This is a genomic window from Flavobacterium resistens, from assembly GCF_900182645.1.
Classification (GTDB): domain Bacteria; phylum Bacteroidota; class Bacteroidia; order Flavobacteriales; family Flavobacteriaceae; genus Flavobacterium; species Flavobacterium resistens.
In genome coordinates, this window is record NZ_FXTA01000001.1 from 1234184 (window position 1) to 1246527 (window position 12344).

General features: G+C 32.6%; 9 protein-coding genes. 2 read left to right on the plus strand and 7 right to left on the minus strand.

What is annotated here, in order from left to right:
* Window positions 1-290: 290 nt before the first annotated feature.
* From asnB to FN795_RS05355, 5 genes are all read right to left on the minus strand, one after another.
* On the minus strand, window positions 291-1967 hold the full coding sequence (asnB, locus tag FN795_RS05335) for an asparagine synthase B (RefSeq protein WP_142449699.1): 1677 nt from the start codon (window positions 1965-1967) through the stop codon (window positions 291-293).
* 433 nt (window positions 1968-2400) lie between these two features.
* Window positions 2401-2850 (minus strand): hypothetical protein, encoded by a 450-nt coding sequence (locus tag FN795_RS05340; RefSeq protein ID WP_142449700.1) that lies wholly within the window; start codon window positions 2848-2850, stop codon window positions 2401-2403.
* Window positions 2851-3019: 169 nt separating this feature from the next.
* Window positions 3020-4771 carry a TonB-dependent receptor gene (locus FN795_RS05345; protein ID WP_142449701.1) on the minus strand — a complete coding sequence of 584 codons (1752 nt, stop codon included), beginning with the start codon at window positions 4769-4771 and terminating at the stop codon, window positions 3020-3022.
* Window positions 4772-4900: 129 nt separating this feature from the next.
* Window positions 4901-5764 (minus strand): PhzF family phenazine biosynthesis protein, encoded by an 864-nt coding sequence (locus FN795_RS05350; RefSeq protein WP_142449702.1) that lies wholly within the window; start codon window positions 5762-5764, stop codon window positions 4901-4903.
* A gap of 89 nt (window positions 5765-5853) precedes the next feature.
* Window positions 5854-8871, minus strand: a complete 3018-nt coding sequence (locus tag FN795_RS05355; protein WP_142449703.1) for a tetratricopeptide repeat protein — start codon at window positions 8869-8871, stop codon at window positions 5854-5856.
* A gap of 308 nt (window positions 8872-9179) precedes the next feature.
* Here FN795_RS05355 and FN795_RS05360 point away from each other — a divergent pair, with 308 nt between their 5' ends.
* Together FN795_RS05360 and FN795_RS05365 are read left to right on the plus strand one after the other, a co-directional pair.
* Window positions 9180-9863 carry a cell division ATP-binding protein FtsE gene (locus FN795_RS05360; protein WP_035649442.1) on the plus strand — a complete coding sequence of 228 codons (684 nt, stop codon included), beginning with the start codon at window positions 9180-9182 and terminating at the stop codon, window positions 9861-9863.
* The gene (locus FN795_RS05365) at window positions 9863-10717 is read left to right on the plus strand and encodes a glycosyltransferase family 2 protein (RefSeq protein WP_142449704.1); all 855 of its coding nucleotides are present in this window, start codon (window positions 9863-9865) and stop codon (window positions 10715-10717) included. Before FN795_RS05360 ends, FN795_RS05365 begins: the two co-directional genes overlap by 1 nt.
* Window positions 10718-10853: 136 nt before the next feature.
* Here the strand turns inward: FN795_RS05365 and FN795_RS05370 are convergent, their stop codons facing one another.
* Both FN795_RS05370 and FN795_RS05375 read right to left on the minus strand, forming a co-directional pair.
* A complete protein-coding gene (locus tag FN795_RS05370) occupies window positions 10854-11939 on the minus strand; it encodes a glycosyltransferase family 4 protein (RefSeq protein WP_142449705.1) in 1086 nt (361 codons plus the stop codon).
* On the minus strand, window positions 11936-12340 hold the full coding sequence (locus FN795_RS05375) for a sugar 3,4-ketoisomerase (RefSeq protein ID WP_142449706.1): 405 nt from the start codon (window positions 12338-12340) through the stop codon (window positions 11936-11938). Before FN795_RS05375 ends, FN795_RS05370 begins: the two co-directional genes overlap by 4 nt.
* Window positions 12341-12344: the final 4 nt, after the last annotated feature.

A 12344-nucleotide genomic window follows, 5' to 3' on the forward strand; every position in this document is an offset into this window, starting at 1 on the left:
TCTTCAAACTCACTATATGAAGCCAATTAGCTGCAAAAACGATTATACTTTATAATCTGCAGCAAAACTAAATATTATTTTCTGCTTTTCCTTTATAATCCTATTATAATATCAGGCATTTAACTTTATTTCGACGAATGTCAAATATAAAAAAGAAAGTCAAATTATCGCCAAAATTATTTTTAACTACCTGAAAACATACAATCTAAACAACTTAAGACAAGAAAAACGTCCTCAATTAAGAGAACGTTTTTCTGCAATATATATACTAATTCTAAAATTATACTTGTTTATGCTTTAACATAAGCGTCGTCATGAACACTTGCTACAGCTCTTCCAGAAGGATCGTTCATGTTTTTGAAAGCTTCATCCCACTCTAAAGCGATTTTTGTACTACACGCAACGCTTGCTTCCTGAGGCACACATAACGCAGCAGCATCGCTTGGGAAATGTTCTGTAAAAATTGAACGATAGTAATATTCTTCTTTTGAAGTTGGTGTCTGCAATGGGAATTTGTATTTCGCATTTGCTAATTGCTCATCCGAAACTTCTCTTGCAACAACTTCTTTTAATGTATCAATCCAGCTATATCCTACTCCGTCAGAAAACTGTTCTTTTTGTCTCCATGCAACACTTTCCGGAAGCATTTCTTCAAAAGCTTTACGAACAACCCATTTTTCCATTGGATGCTCTTTGTTGATCATTTTATCTTGTGGGTTGATGCGCATCGCAACATCCATAAATTCTTTATCTAAGAATGGTACACGACCTTCAATTCCCCAAGCAGCCAAACTTTTGTTCGCACGCAAACAGTCATACATATGAAGTTTTCCTAATTTACGAACGTTTTCTTCGTGGAATTCTCTAGCATTTGGCGCTTTGTGGAAATATAAATATCCTCCAAACAACTCATCTGCACCTTCACCAGAAAGAACCATTTTGATTCCCATTGACTTGATAACTCTCGCCATTAACCACATTGGAGTTGAAGCTCTAACTGTAGTTACATCGTATGTTTCAAGGTTGTAAATCACATCACGAACAGCATCTAAACCTTCCTGAATGGTGAATTTAATTTCATGGTGAATAGTTCCAATATGATCTGCCACTTTTCTTGCAGCTGCTAAATCAGGAGAACCTTCCAATCCAACTGAAAACGAGTGCAATTGCGGATACCAAGCTTCTGTTGTATCATCAGACTCGATTCTGTTTTTTGCATATTTTTTGGCAACAGCCGAAGTAATAGACGAATCTAAACCTCCAGAAAGTAAAACTCCGTAAGGAACGTCACTCATTAATTGTCTGTGAACTGCCGCTTCCAGTGCTTTTTTGATTTCTGGAATACTTGTTTCGTTGTCTTTTACAGCATCATATTCTGTCCAGTCTCTTTTGTACCATTGTACAAATTCACCGTCTTTGCTTGATAAATAATGTCCTGGAGGAAACAATTCAATTTTTGTACAATATCCTTCTAAAGCTTTCAATTCTGAAGCAACGTAAAAAGTTCCATGCTGATCCCAACCAATATATAATGGAATAATTCCCATGTGGTCACGAGCAACAAAATACTCATCTTTATCAACATCATAAATTGCAAATCCGAAGATTCCGTTCATTTCATCAACAAAATGAGGTCCTTTTTCTTTGTAAAGTGCTAAAATAACTTCGCAATCGCTTTCTGTTTGAAAGTTGTATTTTCCTTCAAATTGCTTACGAAGATCTCTGTGATTGTAAATTTCACCATTTGCAGCCAAAACCAATTTTTTATCTTCTGTAAATAAAGGTTGTTTTCCTGAAGCTGGATCTACAATCGCCAAACGCTCATGCGAAAGAATTGCTTTATCATTACTGTAAATTCCGCTCCAGTCTGGTCCACGGTGACGAATGATTTTAGACATTTCTAATACTTGAGGTCTTAAAGTTTCGGCTTTTTGTTTTAGATCAAAGGCACATACAATTCCGCACATAATTCTATATTTTTATTTTGTAAATTTTAATTTGATAAGGCAAAGATGCGGTAATGGTTACAATTGAAAAACACAAACAATCATTTCAGTTACAATTTTAAATCATAAATTAAATTTTACATGTAAAATGTAAAATTTTAACACTAAAAAATGGCTTGAACTTGAAAATTTTAATTTTGAGAATAAAATACGAGTAAAATCGAAGGTTTTTCAGAAATCTTTGAATTAAATTTTAAGATCTTTAAATATCGATGAAAAATTCACAAACAGAACATGAAAAGCTGTTTAGAAATTATTTTATGTTCAATCTTGTCATTTCGACCGAAGGGAGAAATCACACTAGAAACTCGACAAAGATTAGTGATTTCTTTGCGGAATAGCTTGTGTGATTTCTCCCTTCGGTCAAAATGACAAAACTTCATGATTAATTTAATTACTCAACGCTTTGAATCGTATAATGCGTTTTATTAATCTCAAACTGAAATCCAACTTTATTTCCCATTAAATGATTTCCTAATGGAGATTGCGGCGAAAGTGCAATAACATTTATTCCGTCAATTGCAATTTTTGGAAGTGCCACACTTACGTATAAATAGATTCCGTTTGCTTTTACCAAACTGCCCGAAATAATATTTTCCGTAGTTTTTACAGCATCAATTTTATCTAAAATCGCTTTTTGAGCAATCGCTTCTTTCAGTTTATTAGTCAATTTTTCCTGTTCGATATGCATCATCGACAAAGCCGTTTCGTGCTTATCGCCTGCAGAACCTTTGGCATCGTTTTTTGAATCTTCGGTCAATCCAGAAATCATGTCTTTAAAAACATCGATTCGGTCCTGAACCATTTGCAGATAATGGGAATATATTTTTTCTTTGAAAGTCATTTTTTAAGCTACTAAGATTCTAAGTTGCAAAGATGCTAAGGTTTTTCTTTATATAAAAAAATTAGCCATGAAATCACGAATTTACTCCAAAAAACTCATGAAATCATGGCTAAAAAAGACGCAATTTTAAAGTAGATTTGCGCCTAAGTGCCTTTACGGCAAAATCTTCCTAAAAATCAAATTTGTAATTTCCTCCAACTAAAACCTGGAATCCCTGAACAGGATAATTTAGCCATTTTTCATAAGCCTGATTTCCAATATTGTTTAGTTTTAAGAAGAAAGTCAAACGTTCATTATATTTGTATCCTAAATGAGCATTAGCATCAAAATAGCTTTTTAAAGTTATCACAGCTGGTTCAACTCCAAAATCTAAATTCGTTTGCATGTCTTTTCGGTCTCCAACAAAAAACACATTCAAACCTGCGTACCATTGTTTGGTAATAGTAACATCAAGATTTGAGCTTATTTTCATTGATGGCAAATTCCAAGCTTCCAAGCCGTCTGTTTTATAACTGTTGAAAGTACCGTTGATTCCGAAAGAAACGTTTTTAGAAAAATCAGCTTTTAATTCTCCGTAGAAACGGAAAGTTCTCACATCATCATACACTACATTAAAAGAGTTTCCGAAAGCATAATTTTGGTTTGAAAAATCTTCTGTATAATCCTGGCTTTTAAACAACGCTTTGTCTTTTTCATTCAAATATGAACCTGTCAAATTATAACTAACATTGTTGGCCAATTTTCCTTTTAAACCAGCAAAAACCGTATATTGATTGCTTGTTGGTCTCATATTTAAAGTTGGTGACAAAAATGGATTTTCGGTCACAAAATCAGCATATGAGTTTTGATTTAAACTTCCGTTTACTCCGGTATAGAAAATCATTAAATCGCCTACTAATTTATAAGAAGCGTTTACTTTTGGATAGATAAAAAATTTGTTTCCGCTATTTTCAGAATCTAAGCCATAAAATAATCCGGCTCCTAATTCTAAAGTCCATTCGTTTTCATGAATTACAAAACTTGGCTCAATTCCAAAATTGGTCAAACTGTATTTTAAAGGTTCCGTATTATCTCTCGCATAATTATGTTCAAAAGAACCGCTAACATGATCAACAATAACATTTGTAGTTATGGCCTGATCCATTACATCAACTTTGAAAGTTGGTTTTAGATAAAAACGGTTTTCTGACGAAGAAAAACTATCTGAAAAATGCGTAAATCGAGTTGCGATTTTACTGAAAATTCCTTCTGTAAATTCAGCATTTCCGCCAAGCGAAATTGTATTATAGGAATGATTTGGGTTAATTCCTCTAATCAAATCTTCCTGTGTTTGTGGCGGCAAAGTCATTCCGAAATCTGTTGGAAGTCCGTACCAGTTGTATAATTGATTTTGATATCCTAAATCAACACCCCAAGACATGTCACGATTGATAACTCCATAACCAACATTTAATGCTGTATCATAAAATTCATCATTTAGGTTTACATCTTTTATACCGCCTTGTGATGAATGATGACGAAGCATTCCGGCCACATAATCATTATTTCCCAAATCTTGGGTAACAAACAATTCAGCATTTAAGGTTCCGTAATTACCAACTCCAGCAGTTACATAATTATTAAATAATCTCTCTTTTTTAGATTTGTCCACAGCTTGCGCATTTCCTTTTGAAGGTGTAAAAGTCGAAGCAACCGGAACCGAAAGAATACTATACCTGATAGTTTCTTTTGGCTGATTTCCTGTATCGTCAAGCGAAGGCGTTTCTTTCACTTTAAACGCATCTGATATAGTTGGTGAATAAGGCTTTACCACATTAACTGTTTCAGATCCGATATTTTCATTTTTCTTCTGCGAAAACGAAAGCTGACAAACAAGCAACACTAGTAAAACGACAATTTTATTTCGGCAGTTAATTTTCATATTTATCTTTTTTTGTAAAATGGATATTGTAAAATGTCAGATGTTTTACAACTCACTTTTTACTTTTCACATTTGACATCTTACATTATCTAATTTTCTAATTCTCTAATTCTCTCAATTTTCTAATTTCTAAACTTCCCACTCGCCTTTGGCCACAAATTGCGCTTTTCCTCCAATTTTTATATCAAACTGATCATCAGTTAATTTTCCTTTGAAATATATTTGTGATGGACGACCTATATAATCTCCCTGATAATTGATTAGTTCAAATTCAGGTTTGTGGTATTTCAGCAGAAAAGCCTGAAGGCAAGTACTTGCACTTCCTGTAGCGGCATCTTCTACCAATTGATTATGCTCGACGCATAACATTCTGCTAAACAATTTTGAGCCTTCTAAATAATAAAAATACAAGCCTCTGTGATCAGTTTTGCAATTATTCTTAAGCCATTTATCGGTTTTATCTTTATCTAAAACCAAATTTTCAAGTGCTCTTTTGCTGCTTAATCCAACCATTACAAAAGCACTTCCGGTTGTCACTTCCTGAATTGGAAATTGATTTTCGAAATCGCTTATTTGCAGATTACTGAATGATGTTAAATCTTCTTTTGAAAAAATATCCCAAAACTTCGGCTGTGCTGCTTTTAACCAAATCAATTCGTCAGATTTATGAATCGCAATTGGCCCAATCGGAACTTCTAATTTAATTTCGTCAGGCGAATTATCAAAAACCTTATTCATCAAAACCCATGAAGTTCCAATTATTGGATGACCCGCAAACTGCATTTCATGAGCCGGAGTAAATATTCTAATCTCAGCTTTATTATTTTCTCTATCCAATTTGGTTACAAATGTGCTTTCGGCAAAATTGATTTCGCGCGCCATTTGCTGCATTTCTGCTGAACTTAAATTTCCCGCATCTAAAAAAACCGCCAATTGATTTCCGGCATATTTTTTATCAGCAAAAACATCAACTATATAAAAAGGTAAACTCATAATTTGTGAAATGTGATTTGTGAGATGTAAAATGTGTTTTGTGTTCGTTTCCTTTTACAGATAACATTTTACTTTTCACTTATATAAAACTATTTACTGATAGACGAATTCGTTTTTGATTCTTCTAATTTAATCGCGCTCAATTCTCTTTTAGCTTCTTCAACAACATCCGGATAATCTGTAAAATTATTGATTACGTTATCTAAAATGTAAGTTGCCTGATAACTGTCTTTTAATCCGTAGAAATTTTTCGCCATTAAAACCAAGCCTTTCGCACCGTAATATTTGTAAGCCGAATAACTTTTTGCCAGTTTTTGAACAGCTACATTTGATGCGTCAAATTTTCCTTCTTTGGTTTTAAAATAAGCATCATAATAAAGCGCTTCAGCTGCTAATTCTCCTTTTGATGTTGTTAAAAGTTTTGCATACGCCACTTTTGCCTTGTCTTCATTTCCTGTCTGAATTGCAGCGCGGGCAACAATAATTTGGGCATCAGCTTTTACACCTGCATCAGCTTTTGGATTTTCTAAAACTTTCTCAGCCGAAACAACTGAATTATCATAATCTTTTTTGTCATAATAACATTTCATCAAATTAGCTTGGGCGAAGTTTTTATTCTGAGGATAATCAGCACCATTTTCCAAACGTACCAAAACCGGAATCGCTTTATCATAATCTTTAGCTTTTAGGTAAATCTGAGCCAATCTATTCAAAGCTTGTTCTGTAAATTCATTTCTTGGCTGATCAATTACATATTGATAATTTGCAACTGATTTCATTTCTAAACCATCGGCATAATACAATTGCGCTAAATAGAAATTAGCTTCTAAAGCATGCAAACCTGACGGAAATTTGCTTACATAACCTGCAAAACCAGTAACTGCTGCTTTGCTGTTATTTTGAGTATATTGTTTGAAAGCAGCGTCGTATGTGTCATTATCCAATTCGGCATCTGTAACCGAAACAAAATCTAATGTTTTAACCCAAGTTGCATATTCATCCACTTTTCCTGAATCAACATAAATCAATCTTGCTGTAGCAACGGCTTCTAAAGCTTCAGGCGTTTTTGGGAATTCTGCAGTTACTTTTTTGAATTTAGCCAAAGCCAATTCGTCGCGATCAGAATTGTAATAAATCAAACCTTGTTTCAAAATTGATTTTGACGTAAACGAACCGTCTTTATATTCAGAAATCAACTGATCATAGGTTTTAATTGCCAAATCATTTTTCTTGTCGGCTACATAAGTATTTCCTAATTCAAACAAAACATCATCACGATATTCTGATTTTTTATACATTTTTAAGAAGTTGTTCAACTCGCTGATTTTTTGATCGTTTTTCGACATAAAACCATACGATAATGCTTTTTGAAATTGTGCATAATCAGCATCAACTCCTTTTGCGTCAATTGCTTTTCCGTAGGCTTCCATAGCCTGCGAATATTTAGAATTCACAAAACGGGAATCTCCCAAACGCAAATACGAGTCATTCAAACGTGATTTATCAGAAGGAGAATTATCAATCTGCGCCTGAAATGAAGTTGCAGCCTGATCATAATCTTTCAGTTTGAAATAAGTGTAACCGATGTTGTAATTGATGTTTTTGTATTCTTCTGTCGATTTTGCAGCAGCTTGTCCGGCAAACTGTTTGTAAGTCAACAAAGCATTCTGAAAATCATCTGCAAGATATTCTGTTTCAGCTTTCCAGAAAGTGGCACGCGCTGTAAATTCAGGTGTTTTTTGCTCGCTGATAGCGCTTTTGAACATTTTTCCAGCTTCAGCATAATTCGATTCATTGTACAATTCTAATCCTCTGTAAAACAATACTTTTTGATAAGCTGCTTTATTTTCTGAAGTTCTGTTTTTTTCTAACAAAGTCAAAGCTTCTTTATAATTTTTTGTAGAAATATAAGAGTCGACTAATAATTTTTCAACCTCAGATTTACTAGAATTGTTTGGATATTTTTTTAAGAAATCAAGCAAAATTCCAGGAACAGTTTGATAAGCATTTCCGATATCATAACTTAATTTCGCGTAATTCAGTGCAGCATCTTCCTGAATCTGAGCATTAAATTCCATTTCCGAAGCATTTTTGAAAGCATTCAAAGCTTCTTGTTTTTTGCCTGTATTCAAATAACTTAAACCTAAATGATAATACGCATTTTGTGCAACGAAATCTTTTCCTTCAATAATTTTGTTGAATTGAGAAATCGCTTTTTCGTAGTCTTTCTGTTCATAATACGCATAACCTAATTGATAAAAATCGGTATTATTCCATTTTCCTTTTTTTCCTGCGTAAAGCTCTAAATATGGAATCGCTTTGTCGTATTGTTTTAAATTGAAATAACTTTCTCCAATGATTTTATTCAATTCTGATTTTTCCATTTCGTTTGATTTTGCCATCGCTTTTTGGCCCAAATCAATTGCTTTTTGGAAATTTCCTAATTTGAAATTCATATCAGCTTGATAATACGAAAGCTTTTCTTTGTACTTTTCTTCGCCCGAAACTTCATCAAAATATTTGGTTGCTTCTTTATAATCGTCGCCTTCATAAGCCATAAATCCTAAATAATATTTAGCTTGCGAACCAAATTCAGGAGAATTTACGACTTTATTGAAATAAGTTGTTGCTTCTTTTTTCTTTTTGGCATTGAAATAACTGTAACCTTTCTGAAAATTAAATTTATCAGAATCTGATTTGCTCATATAGCTTTCATCCACTTTGTCAAACCATTGCAACGCTTTTGGATAATTTCCCTGTTCGAAAAAATATTGTGCCACTTCAATATATGCCTGATTTTGTTTGGTACTCGTTGGATAATCATCCACAAATTTTTCCATCAACGCATCCGCATTTGGCTGATTGGTTCTAATCGCGCAATTTGCGATATAGTAAGCACAATCTGATTTTACCTCTTCTGTTGGTGCCGTATTATTTTTTACATATTCAAAAATATGTTGTGCCGATGCATATTGTTTGTCATTGTATAAAGCCACAGCTTTATCAAAATCCTTTAATTCGTAAGTATATATAGCTGATTTTTGTGCCGAAACTGTGGTCGAAATAAGAATAATTTGGAGTAAAAAGAACCAGGAAAGTCTACGCATTTTAGTTTTATTTAGTATTCAAATTTATCATTTTATACCGTTTATAACGAAACGTTTCCGGCTTTTATTATAAAAAAATCTTCAACATAGGATATTTTAGAACACAATAAAAAACGTTTTTTAATCCTATAAGTAATATAAGTAATTATAAGCTAGGATGTTTTCGCAGATTAACTAAAATGAACTTACATTACTTATATGACGTAAATTTTCATTTCATTTTCTAGAATTTTTCTTAAGAAATGATTGAAATTTATTTTGAATCCAATCGTTATCTTATTACTTTTACCAATCAAATCAATTTTATTATGTCACAAACCGTACTATCTCTTAAAGAAGTCACTATATATCAAGAAGGAAGAAAAATTATATCTCATATTAATTTAGATGTTCAGCATGGTGAATTTATTTACATCATTGGAAAAACAGGTTCTGGAAAAAGTAGTTTCTTAAAAACTTTATATGCAGATTTGCCTTTAACTGAAGGTGAAGGTCACATTGTAGAATTTGATTTGGCAACTTTAAAAGAAAATGACATCCCATATTTGAGACGTAAAATTGGAATTGTGTTTCAGGATTTCAAATTGCTTCCGGACCGTTCTGTAAAAGACAATATGATTTTTGTTTTGAAAGCAACTGGATGGACAGAAAAAGAAGCAATGGAGCACAAAATCGACGAGGTTTTGAATAAAGTTGGAATGAAAGACTTCTTAAACAAAATGCCGCACCAGCTTTCCGGAGGTGAACAACAGCGTGTTGCGATTGCAAGAGCTTTGCTTAACGATCCAGAATTTATCCTGGCAGATGAACCAACAGGAAACCTTGATCCGCAAACAAGTTCTGAGGTTTTAGAAGTATTGAAAAACATCAATGCTAATGGTAAAACCGTTATCATGGCAACACACGATTATGCTTTATTGATGAAATTCCCATCAAAAACATTGAAATGCGAGGATGAAAGAATCTTCGAAGTAGTGCAAAGAAGCGTGTAATGCTTTCCATTTTAATTCCGGTTTTTAATTACAATGTTTTACCGCTCGTTAACGAACTAGTAAAACAATGCAATTTGCGTGGAATTACTTTTGAAATCCTTTGTCAGGACGACGCATCCAATTCAACAGAAAATATTCAAAATCAGGAAATTATTTCTTTTTCAAATTGTTCATTTTTTATAAATGAAACCAATTTAGGAAGAGGAAAAAACATCAATTCGTTAGCTCAAAAAGCAAAATACAATTGGCTTTTAATTTTAGACTGCGATACTTTTCCGACGGAAAATAATTTTATTCAAAACTATATTTCAACAATTACAGATTCTGAAAATATTTTTTTTGGCGGAATTATTTATGAAGATAAAAAACCTGAAAAAGAGCAGCTTTTGCGTTGGATTTATGGCCAAAAAAGAGAAACTTCAGCTGTTTTAAGTTCAAACTTATTAATTAAAAAAGAAGTTTTTCTTCAGTTTCCATTTGATGAATCGATTACTAAATATGGCTATGAAGATTTACTATTTTTTGCTGTTTTGAAGAAAAACAGTTTCAAGATAAATCAAATTGAAAATCCAACTTTTCATTTAAATCTGGAAACTTCAGAAGTATTTTTAACCAAAACAAAAACAGCTTTAGAAAATTTGTTTTTTCTTTATAATTCAAAGAAAATTTCTTCAGAAGAAAGTAAAATAATTAAATCTTTTGAGCTTCTTAAAAGCTTAAAATTAATTGGTTTTACAAGATTTCTTTTCAATAGAAATAGAAAAAGAATAGAATATAATTTACTTTCTGAAAATCCTTCGCTATTCTACTTTGATATTTATAAATTGGGATATTTTTGTTTTCTTAATTCCTGAGTTTCCAAATAGCTACTCGCCTAGTTTGTCATTTCGAGGAACGAGAAATCTTCGCAAGTAACTCTACAAAGATTGGCGACATTCTGTATGGAGCTTCTCGTGGAGATTTCTCGTTCCTCGAAATGACAAACTGTACTTATAATTTTTCTAGAAACTGCCTCCACTGCTCCATTATTTTATCCACGGAATACTTTTCAGATGTTGCTTTTGCATTCGTTCCAAGTTTGAATCTTAATTCCTCATTTTCCATTAAAAAAGCAAATTTTTCAACATACATTTCAGAATCATTTTCCGGAATCAAAAAACCATTTTCGCCATTTTTTATAATTGTTTTTGGTCCAATTGGACAATCAAAAGCGATACATGGCAAACCAGAGGCCATCGCTTCTAGTAAAACCATCGGAAAACCTTCTGATCTTGAAGTCATCGCATAAATTGAAGATTCTGAATATTTTTCTTCTATATTTTTTACAAAACCGAAGATATTTATATTCGAATCTAATTTTAAATCAGTAGTAATAATTTGTAGAGCATCAACTTCATCGGTATAAATATCAAGCGTCCAATCTGAATGTTTTTTGGTTATTTTTTTCCAAATAATTAACAATCTAAATAAGCCTTTTTCATAAGAATTTCGGGCAATGGCAATTACTTTTTTATTTTTTAAATCCGCCGTTTTTTCTGTTTTAATCCAAGAAGGATTCGGAATTACGATTGCATTTTTCGCTTTCCACTCGTTTCGGCTTTCCTCTGAAAGTGCTACAATTTTTGTGAATTTTCGAACACTAAAATCTTTAAATCTGTATTTTATTTTCTGAATTGATTTTGAAATGAAGTCTGTTTTTTGAGCTTTTTCCTCAATAAATTTCGATCCATGAATTTCAAAAACAATCGGACTTTTTGTTTTGACAATAAACGGAAAAACAAAGGCTTTCAAACCATTGTCAGCAATTAAAATTATGTCTGGTTTGATTTCCTGAATCGCTTTATTTACTTGTTTTTGATAAGATTTTAAAAACTGAAAAACGTTTCCTTTTAAAGTCATATCATGAAAGATAACCTCAGAATTGAAGTCATAAAAAGGTAAATCTTTTTTTTCATTTTGAGATAAAACGTGAACTTCGTACCCAAAATTTTCAACAAAATAATTCGCCTTAATCAACAAGACGCGCGCAACTCCACCGGCATTTTTTATTTTGGGAACAATATAAAGAAGTCTCATTTTTTGGAATTCAAAAATGTTTCATAATCCCGAATATAATCGGATTCTTCAAAAATATCTGAAGCCAAAACCAAACAAATTGCGCCCGATGAAAAGTTTTCTAATTCACGCCAAATTCCTTTTGGCAAATGAAGTCCAACATTTGGCTTGTTCAGCAAATAGCTTTTTTTCTGACTTCCGTCATTTACTGTAACTACAAAACTTCCGCTTAAAGCAATCAAAACTTCGTGTTGTTCAATATGCGAGTGACCGCCGCGAAAAGCGCTGCTCGGTACATCAAAAAGATAGTAAACCCTTTTGAATTCAAATGGCAAAACACCATTTTGAATAAAGGCTAAATTTCCGCTTAAATCTTCAACTACGGGAATTTTTACTAATTCTATATCTTGAATTGTTGTCATATTT